General features: G+C 46.8%; 19 protein-coding genes. 2 read left to right on the top strand and 17 right to left on the bottom strand.

The genetic code is table 11. From position 1 onward, the window contains the following. Positions 1 to 42 precede the first annotated feature (42 nt). Positions 43 to 282, top strand: a complete 240-nt coding sequence (locus EV210_RS07985) for a hypothetical protein (protein ID WP_132078185.1) — start codon at positions 43 to 45, stop codon at positions 280 to 282. Here EV210_RS07985 and EV210_RS07980 read toward each other — a convergent pair whose 3' ends face one another. From EV210_RS07980 to EV210_RS07925, 12 genes are all read right to left on the bottom strand, one after another. Continuing rightward, complete coding sequence (locus tag EV210_RS07980; protein WP_132078182.1) at positions 283 to 1,473, bottom strand: Ger(x)C family spore germination protein; 1,191 nt, start codon at positions 1,471 to 1,473, stop codon at positions 283 to 285. It abuts the gene before it with no gap. Further along, a complete protein-coding gene (locus EV210_RS07975) occupies positions 1,466 to 2,572 on the bottom strand; it encodes a GerAB/ArcD/ProY family transporter (RefSeq protein ID WP_165898833.1) in 1,107 nt (368 codons plus the stop codon). Before EV210_RS07975 ends, EV210_RS07980 begins: the two co-directional genes overlap by 8 nt. Before the next feature lies 1 nt (position 2,573). Further along, positions 2,574 to 4,220 (bottom strand): spore germination protein, encoded by a 1,647-nt coding sequence (locus tag EV210_RS07970; protein WP_132078176.1) that lies wholly within the window; start codon positions 4,218 to 4,220, stop codon positions 2,574 to 2,576. A gap of 155 nt (positions 4,221 to 4,375) precedes the next feature. Further along, positions 4,376 to 5,344, bottom strand: coding sequence for a SpoIID/LytB domain-containing protein (locus tag EV210_RS07965; RefSeq protein ID WP_132078173.1), 969 nt, complete (start codon positions 5,342 to 5,344; stop codon positions 4,376 to 4,378). A 48-nt stretch (positions 5,345 to 5,392) separates the two neighbouring features. Beyond that, positions 5,393 to 7,225, bottom strand: coding sequence for a GGDEF domain-containing protein (locus EV210_RS07960; protein WP_243650471.1), 1,833 nt, complete (start codon positions 7,223 to 7,225; stop codon positions 5,393 to 5,395). Between the two features lie 35 nt (positions 7,226 to 7,260). Next, the gene (locus tag EV210_RS07955) at positions 7,261 to 9,393 is read right to left on the bottom strand and encodes a methyl-accepting chemotaxis protein (protein WP_132078170.1); all 2,133 of its coding nucleotides are present in this window, start codon (positions 9,391 to 9,393) and stop codon (positions 7,261 to 7,263) included. Between the two features lie 182 nt (positions 9,394 to 9,575). Continuing rightward, on the bottom strand, positions 9,576 to 10,451 hold the full coding sequence (gene pstA / locus EV210_RS07950; protein ID WP_132078317.1) for a phosphate ABC transporter permease PstA: 876 nt from the start codon (positions 10,449 to 10,451) through the stop codon (positions 9,576 to 9,578). A 76-nt stretch (positions 10,452 to 10,527) separates the two neighbouring features. Next, on the bottom strand, positions 10,528 to 11,415 hold the full coding sequence (gene pstC / locus EV210_RS07945; RefSeq protein WP_132078314.1) for a phosphate ABC transporter permease subunit PstC: 888 nt from the start codon (positions 11,413 to 11,415) through the stop codon (positions 10,528 to 10,530). A gap of 160 nt (positions 11,416 to 11,575) precedes the next feature. Further along, complete coding sequence (locus EV210_RS07940; protein WP_132078167.1) at positions 11,576 to 12,445, bottom strand: phosphate ABC transporter substrate-binding protein; 870 nt, start codon at positions 12,443 to 12,445, stop codon at positions 11,576 to 11,578. A gap of 284 nt (positions 12,446 to 12,729) precedes the next feature. Further along, positions 12,730 to 13,023 (bottom strand): hypothetical protein, encoded by a 294-nt coding sequence (locus tag EV210_RS22575; protein ID WP_165898832.1) that lies wholly within the window; start codon positions 13,021 to 13,023, stop codon positions 12,730 to 12,732. 116 nt (positions 13,024 to 13,139) lie between these two features. Continuing rightward, positions 13,140 to 13,883, bottom strand: coding sequence for a zinc dependent phospholipase C family protein (locus tag EV210_RS07930; RefSeq protein ID WP_132078161.1), 744 nt, complete (start codon positions 13,881 to 13,883; stop codon positions 13,140 to 13,142). Positions 13,884 to 13,887: 4 nt separating this feature from the next. Next, positions 13,888 to 15,033, bottom strand: coding sequence for an MGDG synthase family glycosyltransferase (locus tag EV210_RS07925; protein ID WP_132078158.1), 1,146 nt, complete (start codon positions 15,031 to 15,033; stop codon positions 13,888 to 13,890). Positions 15,034 to 15,192: 159 nt separating this feature from the next. On the opposite strand from EV210_RS07925, the gene pnpS reads away from it, so the two are divergent. Continuing rightward, complete coding sequence (gene pnpS / locus EV210_RS07920) at positions 15,193 to 16,968, top strand: two-component system histidine kinase PnpS (RefSeq protein ID WP_132078156.1); 1,776 nt, start codon at positions 15,193 to 15,195, stop codon at positions 16,966 to 16,968. 22 nt (positions 16,969 to 16,990) lie between these two features. Here the strand turns inward: pnpS and EV210_RS07915 are convergent, their stop codons facing one another. The 5 genes from EV210_RS07915 to spoVT form a co-directional block, all read right to left on the bottom strand. Then, complete coding sequence (locus tag EV210_RS07915) at positions 16,991 to 17,257, bottom strand: DUF1294 domain-containing protein (RefSeq protein WP_132078153.1); 267 nt, start codon at positions 17,255 to 17,257, stop codon at positions 16,991 to 16,993. Between the two features lie 75 nt (positions 17,258 to 17,332). Then, complete coding sequence (locus EV210_RS07910) at positions 17,333 to 17,608, bottom strand: HU family DNA-binding protein (RefSeq protein ID WP_165898831.1); 276 nt, start codon at positions 17,606 to 17,608, stop codon at positions 17,333 to 17,335. 80 nt (positions 17,609 to 17,688) lie between these two features. Further along, complete coding sequence (yabN, locus tag EV210_RS07905) at positions 17,689 to 19,185, bottom strand: bifunctional methyltransferase/pyrophosphohydrolase YabN (RefSeq protein ID WP_243650470.1); 1,497 nt, start codon at positions 19,183 to 19,185, stop codon at positions 17,689 to 17,691. Position 19,186: 1 nt separating this feature from the next. Beyond that, on the bottom strand, positions 19,187 to 20,791 hold the full coding sequence (locus EV210_RS07900; RefSeq protein ID WP_132078147.1) for a putative polysaccharide biosynthesis protein: 1,605 nt from the start codon (positions 20,789 to 20,791) through the stop codon (positions 19,187 to 19,189). Between the two features lie 177 nt (positions 20,792 to 20,968). Beyond that, on the bottom strand, positions 20,969 to 21,535 hold the full coding sequence (gene spoVT, locus EV210_RS07895) for a stage V sporulation protein T (protein WP_132078145.1): 567 nt from the start codon (positions 21,533 to 21,535) through the stop codon (positions 20,969 to 20,971). Positions 21,536 to 21,539: the final 4 nt, after the last annotated feature.

Raw genomic sequence — 21,539 nt, 5'->3', positions numbered from 1 at the left:
TAAGTCCGCTCTTTTTCGGTCATGATAAAGTTGGGTGATGCTATGAATGTTCACGTTGATCTGAACCAAACCTGGCAGACAGCCAAGTTTATTATCTTGCATATGATTCAGACGGAATTACTGGTTGCTTTTGTAATTGCCGCCATTTGTTCATGGCATTTGGCTAATCTGCTGGCTAAGCATAACAATCGTCTGAGCGATGCAATTTTTTCCCGGCGCATCAGCTACGCCTGCATGCTGCTTCTGGTTATCTGTATTGTATTGCGTCAGATTTTGAAATAATTATTTATGTTCACCGGTATTTTGTATTGATATTTTCACGTTTATGATCAGCGGGATTGTTGGAAAAACTTCATCCCACCGGTCTTTTACCTTATCCCAGGTTTTCGGTTCATAAGCCTTTAAACGCCGTGCAAAACCGGCATCATCCACCCCTGATTTTTGCATGACTTTCAGGGCATATTCAATATTGTGCTGTACCTCCTGGGCAAACAAAGCTTCCGCTTTATCCATAAAGGCTTTATCGGTCGCATCATGGTCGCTGCTGCAGCTGATTTCTCCAATATTGCCCCGCATAGCAATATCAATTTTAAAGCTGATTTGCTCTCCATCAATCTGCGGGGTTACAGTCGTTTCCTGCTGAAACATCTCAAAAACAACCGTTTCCTCCGGGTGAATCGGGCAGGAAAAAGCAATTAATGCCGCCTTCTCTATCCCTAATAAAAACTTTGCTCCCTTGATCGTATATTCATCCCAGTATTCAACAAATTTATCCTTTTTAAATACTGCCATGCCTTTAACCTTGACCTGCTTATCGCTCATTAGAATGGCTGGAAGCACAACATCCACTTTATTGTCCAGACGGACTGAAGTGGCGCCCAAATCAGTATTCGATCCCGCGATATGAAGATTTTTTATAGAGCGGCTGATATTACCGATAAATATACCGCCTGCTTCACCGGTGGGGGGTACAAAGTCAAGAAATGGTCTGGCATCTTGCGGAGTAATATATATTTTCGTCCGCCACCGTACTTCCGCATCACGACGGAAAAGATCAATCAGCGGCGTAAGGCCGAACTTACGGACGGCGGCCTCACTGATGATAATGCTTTGAATATGTTCAAACCAAAGCGGTTTACTGTTCTGACCATTTGCATCGCGCAGCATTTCGTGGATAGAACGGCCTGTATTGGAAATAACATAGGTTTTACTGGGACTGTTTTCGCCTCTTTTCTGAGGGGAGAGAGAGAGTACCTGCAGGCTTAAGCGCAAAGGTTTCTGACCGCTTCCCTCGGCAAAGGTTTCCAAAGGCGTGCTGTGCTCGTCACCCTGGTCAGCGAGATCAATGGCAACGGCTAAAACAAAGCTGCGGTCCTGAATTTCATGACGGTCCCAGCAGCCTGTCAGAAAAAGGGTACTAGTGATTACCAGCAGGAGGTAAACAACGGCAAGGCGCCTTTTGGACTTACCCATCGCTACACCTGCCTCTCCGCCACTTCACGACCACATAGACAATTGGTATAATGATCACAGAGAAACCAAACCCCAGTGTGCGGCTTACTAAGACCATATTTAAGTAGCGGCTGTAGTCATGCAGCGCCATACTGGCAATAAAAATAACCAGACTGAAAGCGATAGTAAAAGGACGATGGTCACGAAACCCAAAATATTGACTCCAGATAAGGCTTGCCATGTACAGCCAGATCACAATTGTGATATAGCCAAAGGGAATCCAGCTTAATAAGAGATAATTATCAAGGCGTTCGATAAAAGTTCCGGGAAGATTAATCCCCCGTACTGCAAGTAATGTGGGGTAAATAATATTGTTTACTCCCGCTACCGTCATGCTGCCTACAGTAGAAATAAAGGCCAGCAGCATTAGCACGATCTTAAAGACAAAGCTGCCGGCTACAGCAGTTAACAGACTGGTTTGCTGCCGGTCAATAGCCGGCAGCAGCATAAGCAGGACCTCGTACCCCCAATAATAAGGCCAGCTGAAAATGGCCCCCTTCAGTATTCCCATCCCATTAATTGGCCAAAGCGGATAAAAATTAATGGCCTGAACATTGATTAAACTGAGCAATAGTAAGCCCAGCAAGGGAAAAGCGCTGATAAAGAGCAGGGCTTGCGAGAGGCGGACAATTGTGCCCAAATCCTGTACCGCACCGTAAGCGCATACGATTAAAAAAGGCAGGATCACGATCTCAATTGGGGTCCGGTCAAACATAAAAAAGACAATTTCCCGGCCAAACGATTGGACTCTTACCGAGCTTTGAACAAGCAGTACCGCCGTAAAGAGTACAAATGTTGCCACTGCTAATACTGAACCACAGACACGGGGTAGATACTCAATAATTGACTCACCAGGAAAACAATCTCCGAGCTTAATCATGATTATGCTGACCAGAAAGTACAAACCGGCACCAAGCAGTACACTTACCCAGGTATGCTGAGCGGCAACCGGCACCAGTGTCGCCGGCATAACAAGTACAGCCGTGCCGGTACCGATTACGGCAAACATAAAGGCAAACTGCGTGGGTGTCATGGCTGTGCGTTTTTCCAGATTTCCCATATTAGCTGTCCTTCTTTCCCATCCGATTCTCATCCTGACTGCCCATTTGCTTCGGCCTATTCCTCAGTAAGGTATTGGGAAACCGGAAGAACGTGTCTTTCCAGTCCCGCAGCAACGTAATATTAAACAAGTTTCCTCCGTAAGACTCACCAAAACTGCGCAACGAACACAAATGCGTGACGATAACCATTAAACTGAGGGCGATCCCATACAACCCTAGCACAGAAGCCATAATAATAGTGGGGACGCGCAGAACGCGCAGGGAAGTGCTGAAGCTGTATGTGGGCATCGTAAAAGAAGCAATTGCAGTAAGGGATGTGATGACCACCAAAAGCGCATTTACCAGTCCTGCCTCAACAACGGTTGTGCCGATAACCAAAGCGCCGACCACCCCGGCGGCGCCGGAAATTTTCTGCGGCAGCCGGATAACAGCCTCCTGGAACAGCTCAATTAAAACCTCCATAAATAAGGCCTCCATAAAGGCGGGAAAGGGGGAGCGCAGCCGCTGTTCCGCTAATGAAATGGCTAAGGCAGTGGGAATCATGCCCGGATGGTAAGATACCAGCGCAATATAAAAGGCCGGCAGAAAAATGGCAACAGCAGTGGAAAAAAAGCGGGTAACCCTGGTTAAGCTTGTTACAAGTGCCGGTGTCGAATAATCTTCTGCTGCCTGCAGGATCTGCGCATAGGTAGTCGGCACCAGCAGCGCGTCACTAATATTATCCAGGAAAATGGCAACTCGCCCTTCATAGAGGGAAGCCACTACTTTGTCAGGCCGCTCTGTTGATTGCGTCTGCGGGAAAGGTGACCAGGGATGATCAATGATCTGTTCTTCCACATTAGAGGTAGATGTTATCCGATCGATTTTGATCCGCTTGAGTCGCTGTTCCACCTCTTCCAACAAGCCCGGCTTTACCAAATTAGCAGCATAAATAAGCGCCACAGCCGTTTTGCTTCTTTCACCGATTTGCAGCATGCGGACTTTAATGTTATTATCACGGCAGCGGCGGCGGATAAGCGCAATGCTATCAGATAAATCCTCATTAAAGGCCTCGTGGGAACCAAGAATAACCGTTTCGTTTTGGGTTATATTGATGGGACGCTTGCGGTACTGCCGTGCTTCAATTAACAGACAGTCTGCAATGCCGTCAATGAACAAGGCCGCAAATCCACTCATCACATCAGTAATGATTCCTGCGGCACTTGTACTGTTTTTTAATGAAACAACCGGCAAAAGTCCATGCAAGACCTGTAAGCTGGTAATGCTGTCGGTTTGGGGAAACTTGAGCAGCGGGGCCAGTACGAACTCATCCAGCCGCTCATTGCCAGCCATGCCATCGACATATACCAGTAAAGCGTTTTGCTCCCCAAGCATAAAATCACGATATTTTACGTCGCTGCAATCGCGAAAGACTACTTCCAGCAGCCGCTTGTTTTGCGATAGGTCTGGCATAAACATAAAAGGTTCATTTTGAGGAGCTGCCACTTGTCGCAAATGGCTGGCAAGCGCGCTCAAGGCTTCCCCTACTTCCGCACCGCCATTAATCAGCCTGCGCAAAACTCGCAGATTCTCACTGGTTGTTGCTGTTGCAGCTGGAGCAAAAACAGCAGAAAGTTTGTGTACCCGTTGTCTTTTCCCGTTCGCCATTTTGCACCCTCGCTCCACTGCTACGTTTTCTCGCTTGCCTTCCTCCATTATGTTATTTTTTTGTAAACAGCCCTATTTTATACATCCTTTCCATTACAAGGAAATGAAATAGTAGATAAAAAAACAAGAGCCGCATTCCGGCTCTTGTTTTTTATCTAATTCCAGCGCTTTTCAATAGTAACACCGGGGTAATAGTAGCCAATAATTTCTTCCGGCTTCTTGCCGTCCTTCGCCATCTTATTGGCTCCCCACTGCGACATGCCAACACCGTGCCCATAGCCTTTACCCGTAAAAGTTACTTTATTGCCTTCCACAGCCACTTTATCAAGTAACGTGGACTTTAGCTCCGTACTGCCGATTGCCACCCGGAATTCGGGTGCAGGAACTTGTACATTGCCGTTGACGACAAAAATCGTTGCCCGCTGGGATTGTCCTTTTTCCTGTATAGCGAACTTTTCAATCTTGTCTACTTTTTGTCCGGCCTTTTCTACAGCAGCCATAACTTTATCCATAGGGAAGCTCACGGTCCAGTTCTGAACATCCTTTGGAGCAAGCTCGTCGGGAGACTGAACAGGCTTGATATAGGGCGGTTCCGCTTCTTTATAGTGAAGGCCTTCCTTGGCAGAAGCCGTCATACCGCCGGCGGAAGCATGGAACCAGGTCTTAGCTAATTTCCCCTGGTACACAATCACTTGCCCCCGTGTCATTTCAACCGCTTTTCTTACATTATCATTCACATCTTTGGCATTATAGGCTTGAAACTCTTTAATATCCGTCGATGCCTGGGTACCCCGCTCCGGTACGCCGCCTTTGCTTTCCATCGCTTCGAGCGTAAACGTGCGGGCAATGATCGCTTGGGCAGCCAACGCTTCTACAGGCCAGTCGCTCTTCATCTCACCGGCTACCACACCGGCAATATACTCTTCCATCTTCATCGTCTTTTTCTCATTTGTTTCATGCATGAAAACCGTGATTTCCGGTTCACTGCCCTGAACGTTCTGTGACTGCGGAGCTGGTGAGGGTTGGGCCGGAGTAGGTTTTTTCTGTGGGCTGCAGCCCGACAATACAACTAAAAATGCCACTATTAATACAGGAAGGATCCATTTGCAATAAGGTCTGTTCATGTATAACCAAGCCTCCTTTGTCTTTAGTATGGCAGGAGGCAAAAAAAATCATGCAGGATGATCAATCAGGAAAGAACTGTGCCAGACTAATTTGCATTTTTTCTTCAATAGGGCAGCAGCCTCGGCAATATCGCCCGTATTACGACAGCAGCCGCTGCTGCTGGTTACGACGGCAATTGATATGGAAATAAGCGGAAAGGTTTCTTCCGTCCCATGACGGTTGCGCGAGATAATATAACCTTGGGTACGGTCTGCATCATTATAGAAATTCCGTATCCGGCAGTCAAAGCGGCTGATAAGCTCCTGACAAAGTACGGCAACATTGTCTGTACAGACGATCCCCACAAAATCATCACCGCCAATATGTCCCAAAAAAGATTCTTCATAGCCTAATTCGTAAAGAGTGTTTTGGATAACTTGCGCAGTCATAGCCAAAACCCGGTCGCCGTTCTCAAAGCCGTAAGCATCGTTATATGCTTTAAAATTATCCAGATCAAAATACAATACGGCAAAAGGCTGATCAGACTGGACGATCCGTTCCAGTTCCCGCTCGATAATGACATTTCCCGGCAGTCCGGTCAGCGGATTGGCATGCTTGGCTCTTGTTATTTCAATTTGCGTTGTCGCTTCCAGCAAATGCTTAACTGTTGTCATTCCATAATAGCGGTTGTCTTTGGTAATAATGATGTAATCATAAATACTATCGTCTTCTCGAGCAACTGCTGATTTGGCAACTTGTTCCAGAGAAGTATGGTAATCAACAATCAAGGGATGCTTATCCATTAATAACGAGATAGGCCGGTTCATGTAAACTGCAACTCCATATTGAGTTGCCAGCCGTCCCAGAAACTTGCTCTTCATCATCAGCCCCACCGGTCGGCCTTCTTGCACAATCGGTACAGCCAGTAAGCTTGGCTGGTTATTGAAATACTCCAGCAGCCTGCCACCATGGATAGTGGGGGCAAAAGGCTTATCATCACGGGCCAGCTCACCAATCGGTATGTTTAAGGTGGTTTGAAAATGCTGCCGCTTGCGCTGTTCATATTTCGCTTTTACGTGCTGCTGAACTTCCGTCGAAACTGTTGTAAAGTCCGGCGACGGCTCACCGAGAAAAAAGCCTTGCCCATAAGGAATTCCTAAACTGATAAGAGTCGTCAGCTCATTTACTGTTTCAATGCCTTCGGCAATAATCTGCGAATTGGTCACCAGCGAAAAATCATGCAGCGCCTTCAGCATGGCCTGCTTAACATTATCTTTATCAATATCGCGGATTAACTCCATATCGACCTTAATAAAATGCGGATAAGACTGGGCCAGCAACCGCAGCCCGGAATAGCCGGAGCCCGTATCGTCGATCGCAATCTTATACCCTTGACTCTTATAGTTTTCCAGAGCCTTCCGGAAATTTGTATAATCCTCTATCGCGGTTTTTTCCGTAATCTCAAAAATTACATTGCTTACATCGGCACTAAGCTGAGCAATTAATTCCTTCGTATAGCCTTTCTGAAAGCGGCTGTCATAAAAAATTTTCGGATCAACATTAATAAAAATTAGATTGCGGGAAATAACCTGCTGCGCTCTTTCTAACGCTTTTGTCCGGCAAAGGTACTCCAGCTCCCATACCAGATTGAATTCGGCAGCAGCCTGAAATAAACGGTCCGGCCGGTGCAGAGCAGAGGTTTTCGGTCCCCTGCTCAGTGCTTCATAGCCGAGCACCGACCCGTCGGTAAGGCTGACGATTGGCTGGAATACAGCCTCAATCTGCTTATGTTCAATAATATTCTGCAGTTCCAGTAGAAGGGGATTAGCCGGCTCTGTTGCCCCCTGTTCTGCATCATTTGCTAAAAATACATTTGTCATTTCTGCCCATAAGGAAAACATCGCGATTCCCCCTGTGATAGTTGCCAGGCCGCGGGCTAGGCTTTAAATTGCGTTACCAGTTCTTCCAAATTATGAGCCAGGGCCTTAAGCGTATCAATCGAATGGGTAATATCCTGCGAGGCGGCGGCCTGTTCCTGACTGACCGCCGCAATCTCCTGGATATTTTGCGTATTCGCTTCAGCCATTTCATGAATATTGGCTACAGCTGCCAGGGCACTTTGGCATAAATCCGTTTGCTTGGCAGCTTCGGTCGTAATGATCGTAGTCTGGGATTGAGCATGCCCTATTGCCTGCATAATATCTGCAAAAGAGATTCCCAGTGTTCCTGCAATAGCTACGCCTTTATCAACCTGCACAAAGCTGGCCCCTATTGCCTCAATTGCCTGATCAGTCTCAACCTGTATTTTCTTAACTAATGCCGCAATATTTTTAGTAGCCCCTGCCGATTGTTCTGCTAAGCGCCGGACCTCGCTGGCAACAACTGCAAATCCCCGTCCAGAATCACCAGCTCTTGCTGCCTCTATTGCCGCATTTAATGCCAAGAGATTGGTCTGCTGGGTAATAGCGGTAATAATTTCCGTAATTTGTCCTATTTCTCTCGCGCTCGAGCCTAATACCTGAACGGTCTGCGATGTCTGCTCTACGAGCTCTTTTAAGCTTTGAATAGCGGCTACCGTTTGCTCGACTACCTGCTGTCCCTGCACTGCTGTAGTTGAACAAGCATTAGTGGCCTGCGCAACAAGTGCAGCATTCCCGGAAACAGTTGAACTGATGGCTACCAGTTCCGTAATCAGCGTTTCGGTCTTGCCCGTCTCCTGGCTCTGACTGGTAACTTTCTGAGCAATATTTTGAATTGACTGCGTAACCTGCTGACTGGCAATATTCGATTGGCCAGAGGCAGCCACCACATAGTTGGAGGATTCCACGATCGACATGGAGGACTGCTGCACAGCCTGAACAATTTCGCGTAAATTTCCGGTCATTGTACAAAACGCCTGCGCCACATGCGCGATTTCATCCTTACCCTTAACGGTTAAATCGCACGTAAGATCGCCTTCTGCCACACGTTCAACCTGCTTCACAAGCGCCTTAAGCGGCCTGAGCGCTAAACGCGTCACAGCAACACCGCAGACGACGAACCCCAGAATAAGACCAATAGCAACTTTAGCGCTTAAATCGACCGTATCATATGCCGCCTGCAAAGCTTGCTGCTTAGGGTACGCACTTACCACTACCCAGTCGGTATTTTGTATCGGCCTGTAGGATACTAAATAATCCTGCCCCCGAAAGCTGCCTATGCTGTTGCCGCTTTTGTTGGCCACCGCTTGCACATAATACTCTTCATTCAGGCTTTTTCTTTCTGTTACGGCCGAGGAGTCAGCCTGATAAAACAGCGGGATTCTATTCCCGTCAATAACGGTTAATATGTACCCAGGATTTTGTGATAAAATATTTTCGATCATGGTTTGGATATTGGCAATCGAAATATTAGCACCTAACACGCCTGCCACACGGTTCCCTTCGGCATAAATGGGTGCAGAGCCGATAATTGTCAGTTGATTAGTGACTTTACTCACCACAGGATCGGAAAAAGAGCTGGTGCCTTGCAAAGCCCGCTGAAAATAATCCCGGTCCGCAACGCTGACAAGTGCCGCTCCATCCGTACGCGCCAGCTGGCCGCCTGTGGTATCAGCCACAAATAAGGCGTCACTGCCGCCATAAAAGGGTCGCACCTGCTGCAAATATTGCTGTGCCGTCTCTTTGTTTAATACCCTGAGCGCCTCACTGCCGCTTGCCACCGTAAGAAAGTTTTTCTTATTGATCATATAATAGCCGATATCACTGGCTACCCGTTCGGCAACCTTGCTGTTTTTATCGATAGCTGAATCCGTTAAATTATTCATAGTCTGGTGTGTGGTGAACCATCCAAAAATGAGCAATGGTATCGTACAGGTAATAATAATGAAAACCGTAGCCCGTGTGACCAGAGATACCAAACCGGCACCGGACTTAAGGCTTGCTAATTGCTTCGTAATGTCCGTGCTGCGCTTGGCAGCTGATTGAACAGAAAAACGATTGAAAAAACTTGTCCATTTTTGCCGCCGAGGCAAAAGACTGGAAACAGAAACAGTTCGTATTTTTTGTAATAAGCTCATTAGCAGGTTCATAGCAGCCTCCCACACTTAATGATGTCCTCATACTAGCATATATACTATTTTCGCGAAATATCATACGGCAATAATTAACATTTCCTTAACATAATATTAACATTTAAGCAATTAACTTTATTTTATATATCAGAAGAGACTTGGCATGCTGCCAAGTCTCTGTAAGGAATCAGTGACATCTGTTAATGAGATGAGCCCGTCATTTTTCTTTGCCATATTTTAGCCGGTATTGTAAACATCAGGTTGAAAATCAGAATAGTAATAATCAACAAGGCACCTATGCCGTTTGCTATATCCAGGCGGTCAGGCACAAGGCCTACTGCCATAACATACCACATATGAACTGCAAGCGTCTCACCGGCAGCCGTTACATCAAAATCAGGTACGGTACGGGAAACTGTCGTCCCTGCCGTAAAAATCAGAATGGCTGTTTCGCCCATAGCCCGGCCTGCAGTTAACGTTATTCCAGTGATAATACCCGGCAGTGCATTCGGTAAAATTACCCGCCAGATCGTTTGCCATTTTGTTGCACCTAACGCCAGGCTTGCTTCCCGGTATTGATTTGGCACGGTACGGAGCGCTTCTTCCGTTACCCGGACTAATACGGGAATATTGAGCAGCATCAGCGTTAATGCACCGCCAATAATACTAAACCCCATTCCAAGGGTATTGACAAAAATGATCATACCAAACAGCCCCAACACAATTGACGGAACAGTAGCCAGACTTTCTGTACTCAAGCGTATTAAATCCGTCAGCCGATTATTGCTCGCATATTCAGCAAGATAAATTCCTGCACCAAGAGCAAGTGGAATAGCAAAAGCCATCGACAGGGCCAGAATGTAAAAGGAATTGAAAAACTGCGGGCCTACACCGCCGCCAGCTCTAATATCGCTAGGCATGCCGGTTATAAAGTGATAGGATAAAGCCGGCAAGCCTTTTATCAGCATATAGGACAGGAACGTCACCAGAATTCCGAGTATGAGAATTCCCGCTGCCCACATAAGCAGTGTGGCAATCCGGTCACTTAGCCGGACTCCCCGTAATTGATAAAGCATCAAGTCGGTTCGGACAGGCTTCACCAGTCTTTTCCCCTGCTGCAGAACCTCTTTAGACAGCGCATCTTCCGTCATGTTAAGCACTCCTTCGTGCGGCAATTTGCCGGATAATCATAATCATGGCCATCGATAAGAGCAACAGGACTAGCGCCATTAAAAACAGCGAATTCCCCCACGTCGAACCAAAAGGAGTATTACCCATTTCAATGACGATTTCACTGGTTAAGGTTGCGGTTGGCATAAACAGGGAAGTGGCAAGCTGAGGAGTATTACCGATAACCATTTGCACTGCCATTGTTTCACCAACTGCCCGGGCCATCGCCAAAATAACTGCCGTCAAAATTCCCGGCAAAGCGGCTGGCAGCAGCACGCGCCAGATCGTTTGCCATCTGGTAGCGCCTAAAGCCAAAGATGCCTCTTCCAACGGCTTTGGCACAGCTCGTATCGCATCTTCGGAAATACTGATAATCGTTGGTAGAATCATTACAGCAAGAATAACACTTGCTGCCATTAGGCCAAATCCGTTGCTTGCGCCAAAATGAACACGAATAAACGGAACGAGTATTGTCATCCCGACAAAGCCGTATACAACAGAGGGAATCGCTACATACAAATCCGTTGCCGGCCTCATAAATTCTCTTAATCGGGGCGGGGCAATCTTTGCCATAAACACTGCACAGGCAAGCCCCAAAGGAGCTCCAATGGCAATGGCCAGCAATGTTGTTAAAATTGTTCCGGCAATAAAGCTGAATGCACCATACCGGCCTTCCATTGGGTCCCATTTATTGTTCAGAAAAAATTCGATTACACTAACATCCCGGAACGTTTGCAATCCCTGCTGACCGACAAATACAATGATTGACGCAATAATAATCGTCATCAGAAACGCACTGACAATAAACAGGTATCGCATATACCGGTCTGTCATAATTCGCAGTGCATGACTGCTCGTACCAGTACCCATTGACATAGCTGCACACTCCTACTCTCGCCGGCAGTATGATATGCCTGCATGTCTATTATACGATGCTGGGAAACGAGCTTTGTTAATATCATGTTAAATTTAAGTTAAGTTTTATTATGCAAAAAGAGCCGTGCAGAAGCACGGCTCTTTAGTTATTCAATTATTTTTTCACCTTGGTAATGGGCAGGAAACCATTCTTTTCTACATAGGATTCCTGGAACTCTTTGCTCATTACGTAGTCAATGAACGCTTTTACAGCACCGGTGGCTTCGCCTTTGGTATACATGTGTTCATAAGCATACACAGGATATTTGCCATCAATTAAAGCCTGGGGATTATACTGTACACCGTTGTAGGCCAGCTTCTTAACTGTATTGTCAGCATAAGGAGCATCTACATAGCCGATAGCACCGGGAGTGCTGGCAATAGCGGCACGCAAAGCACCATTGGAATCCTGAATAACTGCATTATCGGTAAATGGAGTATCCTTCATCACGATATCAGCAATAGTCGCGCGCGAACCGGAAGATTTAGCGCGATGAATCAACGTGATTTTTTGATCCTTGCCGCCAACTTCCTTCCAGTTTGTAATTTTGCCTGACATGACATCAACATATTGCTGCTGTGTCAGATTGTCAACTGTAACGTCGGTATTCGTAATGAATACGAATGGTGCAACTGCTACTTTATGATCAACCAATCCTTTGTCTTTATACTCAGCAGGCAAATCTACGTCGGAATTTCCGATATTTACAGCACCCGAAGCAACTTGGTTCATACCGGTAAACGATCCGCCGCCGGCAATGTTAACAGTAACTTTCGCATGTTTCTTTTGGAATTCTTCCTGGGCCGGTTTCAATAATGGAAGCAATGCAGTAGAACCGGAAGCAGTAACGGTACCTTGCAATTCAGCAGCGGCTTTTGGTGCTTCAGCATCTTTACCGGAACCACCACAGCCGGCAAACAGGCTTGCACCTACCATCAAGGCAACTGCAGTTGTAATTAATCTGGATTTACGGAAAAAACTCATTAGTCCAACCTCCTGTTTTTTACCTTTAGGATCAGATTGTCTTTCTAGTGCAATTATACGACTTATCCCATTCCGATTTGTTAAGGCCATGTTAACTTTTCGTTAACTTCCTCACAGTTTATCATGCTATGTGCACTATCCAGCACGATTTAATCAGCTTGACTCCGGCGTACCGATGCACCAGGTCTTATCCTGCTGAATATTATGTAAGAGGAGTCGCTTTGTTGTAAAGTACCTTCAGGAGGTGTATCTATGTCGGACTATTTCAGACCCTGGGAAGAGGATTATCCTGAGTTCGAAGACTGGGATGAAGATAATCGTGACGAATTTGACCGCCCAATAGTAGCTGTTGGCTGCAGTCCTAATAACTGCTCTCCCAAACAGAACTGTTTCCCCAGGCAGAACTGTTTCCCCAGGCAGAACTGCTTCCCCAGGCAGAACTGCTTCCCCAGACAGAACTGCTTCCCCAAACAGAACTGCTTCCCCAGGCAGAACTGCTTCCCCAGGCAGAACTGCTTCCCCAGGCAGAACTGTTTCCCCAGGCAGAACTGCTTCCCCAGACAAAACTGTAGCCCCAAACAAAACTGTAGCCCTCACAGCTGCAGTCCCCGTAATTGCTACCCAAGATAATATGCGGATAAAGGAAAGGCCACTTTTCAAAGTGGTCTTTCCTTTATCCGCAATAAAAAATTGCTCAGGCACTTATCGTAAGCGGCTGAGCAACTATCTGTGGATAAAGTTTAGCTAACAAAACTGCGGCGTGTTGAAGTAGTCCGGCGGTAGAGCGCTGCGCCAAAGGAAGCGTAATTTCGGTAGCGCGGTGATAAGCCTGCACAGAGCTGTCTGCTTTTACCCAGTCAAACAAATCAACTGCAACCAGGGCATTAGCGTGAAACAATTCCTGCAACGAACCATCGCTTACATAACAACCATTGCTTTCAACAGCATATTGAAAACGATGTTCCTGCGCCCATGCTTCATATTGCTTGTGACCATCCAAAACCTTACCGCAAACGTGATGAGGAACGCACATATCCTGTAGAAGGTGCGCTGCCGCCCCCAGATAAAAACAGGCTTTTCCTACATTACGTTTTTGAGCATGCTCCATCATCAAGCCATAATACTCTTGAAACTCTTCCCAGGCGTTTGTGAAGCGCCATAAGCCCTTCCGGCTGACCGGCTGGTAATAATGGTTCACGTTCTTCCAGCCCTGATCAGCCCAAAGTACGCCTGCATTGAGCTCAGGCAAATAGGTTTCCAGAAATACAGCAGTTCTTTCAAACCCGTCATTACGCAAAATAGTGATCGCCTGGCGGTTGCAGAATTCATGCGTTATACCAGGCCTGTCCAGCAGGCTCTGCAGCGGGCTGGTAGTAGCCAGCACCAGTTTTGCACCGGCAACTAAAGGCAAGGATTCAACAAACATCAGTATATTCATTGCCTTATCCCCTTCTTTTTCGAATTACCGTAGTTTTTCTGCCTCCCATGAGTTGTCTGACAATCTGCCGGGCCGCATCAGGACGTCCCATTCGCTGCGCCTGCTGCCGCATCGCTTGCAAAAGCGGAGGATTTGCCAGCAGCTGCTGAACAGTTCTATTCAGTTGAGTTTGCTCCTCTACCCAGACCGCTGCTCCGATTTGCTCTAAATACCGGGCATTCTCTTCTTCCTGGCCGGGAATGGCATTTACCAGCACCATCGGTAAACCAGCAGCCAGAGCCTCACTGCAGGTAAGCGCACCCGGTTTTGTAACAAGCAGATCGGCATCAGCCATTAGTTCCGGTATCCGCCGCGTATAACCAATGACCTGCACCGGATGAAGCAGTGACCGGCTAAGCAGCTGTAAATCTTTACGCAATCCGGCATTGCGGCCTGCCACAACCACAAAGCGATGCTGTCCTTCGATTTTGTCCAGCTCTGTTAAAACCTCCGCCACTGCCCCCAGTCCCTGGCCTCCGCCCATAATAAGGACTGTTGAGGGTCCGCCGTCTGTTTTAACCGTCCTGGGAGCTGTCCCTACTTCTCCGAAGCTGCTGCTGATGGGAATGCCGGTAACATGAATCTTATCTGCTGCAATTCCTTGCTGAATAAGATTTTCTTTCAGATTCGGCACCGCTACGAAATAAGAATCCACCTCATTATAAAGCCAGAGACGATGGATGGCATAATCGGTAATGACACCTGCCAGCGGTATAGTTAGCATATCCTTGCGCTTCAGGTGACACGCCGCACCGCACGGAAACGGATGGGTAAATACAATTAAATCCGGACGATACCGGTCAACCAAACGCAGCATGCGCTTTTTTAATACCCAGGACATCAGATTGCGCACTGTGGTTCCGTTCTGCGAAGCCTGGGACCAGCGGTATAACAAGTCATACATATCAGGAAAGACATCAATCATTTTCAGATACGTTTCTTTAATAAACGTATTGAGGGAAAAATTATCCCCTTCCAGGAAATCTACAACGGCGACTCTTACATCCGGGTGCTGCCGTTCCAGTTCGGCTTTTACAGCATTTGCGGCCTGTGTATGGCCGGAACCGATAGAAGCGGATACAATCAATACATGATTCACGCATGAAAGCATCTCGTCACCCTCTCCTTATTTTCAGCTCATCTTCATTGTAGCAAAAGCAAAACGAGCATTTGTTAAGTAGTTGTTAATCAGTTGTTAAAGTTTTTCAGCTTTCTTTTTTTGTACCATAGCTGTAAGATAGGAGCATATGAGGTATTAAAGGGGGTTGCCATGTTTAGTTCAGGTATACGCACAAGGCTGATTGCCTCATTCTTAGTATTAATTTTACTGACCTTGCTCACTTTCGGTTCTTATGTCTTATGGCACTTCTACCAGTATACCATAGAAAGCTTAACGGCACATCTTGTTCAGCAGGCGCTGGTAGTCGAAGAGCTGGTAGAAACACAGGTAAGCAACTCCAATACCACCGCAGCTATTGACAGTAAAATTAAAGCAGTAAGCGCCCAGATTGAATTGCGGATTACCATCATTAATACCAGCGGCACAGTTTTAGCCGACTCCTGGGAAAACCCAGCACTAATGGATAATCATTTTGACCGTCCGGAAGTACACGCAGCGTTATATGGCACAACCGGACAAGCCATGCGCTACAGTGCCACCTTAAGCAAAAATATGCTGTACATCGCGATTCCGATGAAACAGGATGGTGTCGCTACCGGCGTCGTGCGTGTCTCAACTACCCTAGCACCGATTGAAGAAGCCTTTAACCGTTTGCGCAATGTGCTGATCGCCGCATTTGTCCTGACATCGGCTATTGCCGTGCTTGTCAGCCTCCGCCTCGCCCGTAAATTTACCGCTCCTATTGAAGAAATTACTACCGTAGCCCATCAAATGAGTGAAGGACAGCTGGCGGCGCGGGTATATCTGAAAACAGGGGATGAAGTTGAAATCCTGGCACATACCCTCAATACCTTAGCAGCGAATCTGGATGATAAGGTCAAGGAAATCCTAACAGAAAAAACAAAATTTGAATTAATTCTGTCCCACATGGATAATGCCGTTATTCTTATGGACCGTTATGGGCGGGTAACAACGACTAATAAGCAAGCTAATGACTTTTTCGGCTTAACTGCCGTTATGCTAGGTCAGCATAACCTGCAAGTTATCGGCTCCAGTTTGCTGGATACGGCAGCAAAAGAAGCGGTAACTGCCGGTGAATCACGTTTGATTACGCTAAAAACCAGCCGGTATGGGAAAAAGCGAATTTTTCAGGTATTCCTGGCCCCGATTATTGCTTTAAATAGTGAGAACTCGGGAGTACTGGCAGTATTTCATGATATTACAGCCTTGCAGGAATTGCGCGAAAAACAGGCAGAGTTTGTCGCTAATGCCTCTCATGAATTAGGTACACCGTTAACCTCTATTAAGGGCTTTGCCGAAACACTCTTATGCGGTGCCCTCCAGGACCCGGTTACAAGCGAAAAGTTTGTCACCATTATTCTTACCGAAGCCGACCGCATGCATCGGCTGGTACAGGATCTATTGCAGTTAGCACGCTTAGAGTCGAGTGAAGACCGCCAGCTGCAATTAGAGCCGATTGACATCAAGCAGGTATTGGAGTCAGTGATCCGCCGCCTTACCCCTCAATTAGAAGAAAAACAGCACACTTTACAAATCAATCCGCCTGACACCGCTGCCATTGCTATCGCCAATGCCGATTACCTCCGCCAAGTGTGTATCAATCTTTTGGATAATGCGATTAAGTATACCCCGCCGGGTGGCCAAATTACGGTTAACTGGTGGTTGGAGGGAAAACAGGTGCTCATTGTCATCAAAGACAGCGGCCCCGGTATTCCTGATCAGGATTTACCCCGTATCTTTGAGCGTTTTTACCGTGTTGACCGCACCAGAGCACGGGCGGCAGGCGGAACCGGTCTAGGCTTGTCAATCGTTAAGCATTTGGTAAACAGCATGAACGGTTTGGTAAGTGTGAAAAGTGAAATTGATAAAGGGACTACTTTTATTGTGACGCTGCCTGCTGAATAAGTGTCAGTCAGCCTGCTTACAACTATTGCCCCAGCTTCCACGCAAGCCATATACAGGCAATATTAAGAATTCCCAGCACTGGAATGCCGATAACAAATGACAAATGTTTCGTCTTATGACGAAACATATACATACCGGCCAGCACTCCTGCTGCTCCCAGGCAAAGCGCCCACAGGAACAGCGTTCTCTCGCGGATGCGCCGTTCTTTTTTCCTGGCCCGTTTTTTATCAAGAGCTACCAGACAAAAGGCAGCTATATTCCAAATGAATAGTATGCTGAGACTGATCATGGCGATTCTCCTGCTCCAAATCAGATTAAAAGCCTCAGGCCGTTAGGCCTGAGGCTTAGCTTGTCCTAATATAAATTATTTGTTAACTGCGTCTTTGAAGCCTTTGCCGGCTTTAAAAACAGGGTTTTTAGAAGCGGGAATCGTGATTTCGTTGCCGGTTTGTGGGTTACGGCCTTTTCTTTCTTCACGTGTTTTCACTTCAAAGGTACCAAAGCCAATAATTTGTACTTTGTCATCATTCGACAAAGCATCCTCAATGCTGGCAAAAATGGCATTAACCGCTTTTTCAGCGTCTTTCTTAGTCATATCGGCTTTTTCAGCAACACTGGTCACCAGTTCAGTTTTATTCACAAATATATCCTCCTTGTCAGAAACATTACGAATAGCATATTCGCTATTCATAATTTTATTCCTTCTGCCTTTACCAAAAATTACTGTTTTTTTCTTTCCAAAGCCTTGGCTTCATCCCAGAATTCATCAAGCTTAGCAAGGTCCAGGTCTTTCCAGGCTAATCCAAGCTGCTTCACTTTGCCTTCAATATAGGAAAAACGATTGATAAATTTATTATTAGTTCGGTTAAGCGCTGTCTCAGGTTCAATTTGGAGAAAACGGGCCAAATTGACAGCAGCGAAAAGGAAATCACCAAATTCACCTTCTGTCGCTTCTTTATCACCTACCGTAACCGCTTCTTTTAATTCTTGCCACTCTTCTACTAGTTTGTCCCAAACCGGTCCGATATTATTCCAGTCAAAACCAACTTTAGCGGCTTTTGCCTGAATTTTAAAAGAGCGCATTAAACTGGGCAGTCCAGGCGAAACCCCATCAAGCACCGATTTGCGTGCTGCTCCTTTTTCCTTCTGTTTTATTTGATCCCAGTTGAGTACAACCTCCGCCGCATCCTGTACAGTTATACTGCCAAAAACATGCGGGTGCCGGCGAATCATCTTGCCGGTCACCTCATCAACTACATCCTGCATGGTAAAAGCGCCGCACTCTTCGGCGATCCGGGCATGAAAAACCAGCTGCAGCAATACGTCCCCCAGTTCTTCGCACAAGGCCTCTGCATCTTCGTTATCAATAGCCTCTAATACTTCATACACTTCTTCCACGATATAGCGCCTGAGCGAGGCATGGGTCTGCTTCAAATCCCACACGCAGCCATCAGGGCTGCGGAGTTGTGCCATAACCCCGATTAACGGGTCAAGGGAAAATTCAGCAGCCCGATGTTCCCGCGCCGGTACGTACAAACTGGTAAGATGGTCAATATCACTTTGCCGGTCCAGTTCGTATAAGGCAATCGGCCTTATTTCCTCATCTTCGAGACTCAGATTGCGAATCAGCAGCACCTCATAATCATCAGGCAGCAGTTCCATTAAAGCCAGCTTTGCCTCGGATGCCACCTGCCCGCTGTATACCTGCGTAACAATTAGCGCCGTGTTGATGCCTCGCGGCAGCTGATCAATATCGGCACTGTCCAGCACGGTGATACCGCTGATTGGATCGATTTCCAGCCTGGCGTACAATACCTCCAGAAAACTCATCCCGGGAATAATCCGCACTGGTACCTGCCGTACAGCAGCCATTTGCCGAACAAGACCTACCGTTCTTTCTGCTACCAGAGGGCTGCCCGGAACAGCATAAACCACTTGCTCGCCCTTTGCAGCCCGCTCGATAACGTCAACGGCTATTGAGTGATACACTTCCTCAAAATCAGCTTTTTCTTCATATAAATAATCATAACTGGAAAATAATACTTCCCGGCGGCGCAGTTCCTCTACGGTAGGATGCTTTGCTGTACGCAAAAAAACAGACTTGCTTGCACGCAGAATATCCCAGGTCTCGACAGTAAGCAGGTTGAAGGAGCCCGGTCCCAGACCAACAATGGTGACCGCTCCCGTTATTGCATTTGTTTGCAGCATTTCTGACATTTTACTTTCTCCTCAACAGACCGACTTTTTGCAGCACTGCAACCACTTTGCCGCCAATGCGAGGCATCCGTTCAATGTCCCGCTCGCTAATGCCGCCAACCATCAGCAATACAATACCGTAAACACTGCCGCCGACAACGATCGCGATCAGGGTGGACAGCGTATTGTGGAAAGTGTGGGTCATCACGGTATCATAAGTCAGCAATACGGCGGCCCCCATCGTTATAGTCGCAATAACAGTCTTCACCGTGTCTTTTATATTAATACTAAAACCGATATAGCGGTAAACAAAATACATATTTAAGAGTGCGGCCACGCCAAAGTCGGCATTGGTAGCCCATGCTGCGCCTTTTATGCCTAAGCTGGGGATAGCGGTCAGCCACCAGCTTAGTATTACTTTAACAACAGCAGATACTACCATATTAATCAATGGAATAGCCGTATGCCCAAGCCCTTGCAGAACGCCGGTAGTGACTTGGTGAATGCCAAGCAGCACAATCCCCACGGAAAGGATGGCAATCGATACACCGGCATTGGGTGTTCCATAGAGCATTTGCGAAATTGGTGTTGCCAATAGGCACATTCCGGCAAAAGCCGGGATGGTAATAAAGTTCGATATCCGCATAGCCGTAGCAGTCCGCTGAAAAATGCGCTGCCTGTCACCAAGGGTAAATGCTTCCGAAACTGCCGGCACCAGGCTGGCGGCAAGGGAGGCTGTTAAGATTGTCGGCAGGTTAATTAAAGCTACTGCCATCCCGGTAAGATAACCGAATAATTCCGTAGCCTGTTCTACCGTGTAGCCCGCCGCTTCCAGCCGGGCAGGAACAATCAGCAGGTCGATATTCGAAACAACAGGCAGCATAATATTGGCTAAGGAAACCGGCAGGGCCAGTTTCACAATACGCGAAACAATACTGTAACTGGATTCCTGCTTCAAATCAGGCTGCGTATCAATCTGGTACTGCCTTACGTGGCGCTGTTTCCAGTAGTAATACAAGAGCACCAGCAGTCCCGCGGCAGCACCCGGACCGGCACCAAAGCTCGCCCCGGCCGCAGCATATTCTAATCCGTACGGCAGCAGCATATACGCAAACACAATCATCGTAATAACGCGCAGCAATTGTTCAAAGATCTGCGAAACTGCTGTTGGCGTCATCATCTGCAGCCCCTGGAAATAGCCGCGGTAGCTCGACAGTACGGTCACGAAAAAAATCGCGGGGGAAAGAGCAGCAATCGCGTAATAGGCACGCGAATCGCGTACAAAGTGGTGTTCAATCAGCCACCCGGCACCGAAATAAAGAAGAAAAGTGAACAGAATACCGGTAATCGCCAGAACAAACAGGGAAATGCGAAATACGCGGTTCGCTCCCCGATAATCACTACGGGCAATTTTCTCGGCAACAATAATGGATATCGCGACAGGAATACCGGCGGAAGACACGCTAAGAGCCAGTAAATAGATAGGATAAGCCATTTGATACAGGCCTATTCCCTCACCGCCCAGCAGGCGGGATAATAAGATACGGTTAACCGAACCAATGACTTTGACGATGATCCCAGCCGCCGTCAGAATGAACGCACCTCTTAAAAATGTATCTTTACTCAAAGTCAGTCCTCTCCCTCTAAGTTCAACCCGCCTTAGATAAATGCTAAAAAAGGCATTTAATATTATAGCAAAAATTACCTGTTCGGTACAGTGAAATATAGCACGAACCATATCGGAAAAGATAAATAGAAAAGTAGCGAACGTTGTCCGCTACTTAACTAACCATTGTCTCGTGAATTATTGTGACATTTGCTTGGCTAAAAATCCTGCTGCAGTTTCGGCTAGTTTGACTTCCATATCAGCCATTTGAACACCAGACTGTTTTGAGCAAATAATAACTGCTCCGATGGCATCGCCTTCTACAATAATCGGAGATATTACTTCAGCGGTAAACTTGCAAACCTCGTCTTCTTCACACTCAGTTACACAAGCCTTACCGTGCTTGTATTCGCCCGGGTTGTTTATGAGCACTGACTTGCGGTCTTCCATTACCTTCTCAACAGCTGCACCAAGCGGCTTATTCAGGAATTCTTTTTTCGATGCACCAGCTACAGCAACCACATTATCACGATCAGCAATCATGACAATATGACCGATAGCTTCATAAAGTGAATCACAGTACTCTTTTGCAAAGTCTCCTAATTCGCCAACAGGCGAGTACTTCTTTAATATTACCTCACCTTCGCGGTCAACATATATTTCTAATGGATCACCTTCGCGAATCCGTAATGTTCTTCTAATTTCCTTTGGTATAACAACTCTGCCAAGATCATCAATTCTTCTGACTATCCCAGTCGCTTTCACCAGT

It is taken from the genome of Anaerospora hongkongensis (genome assembly GCF_004339805.1).
Lineage (GTDB): Bacteria > Bacillota > Negativicutes > Sporomusales > DSM-15969 > Anaerospora > Anaerospora hongkongensis.
This window is presented reverse-complemented; position numbering and strand designations above follow the sequence as displayed.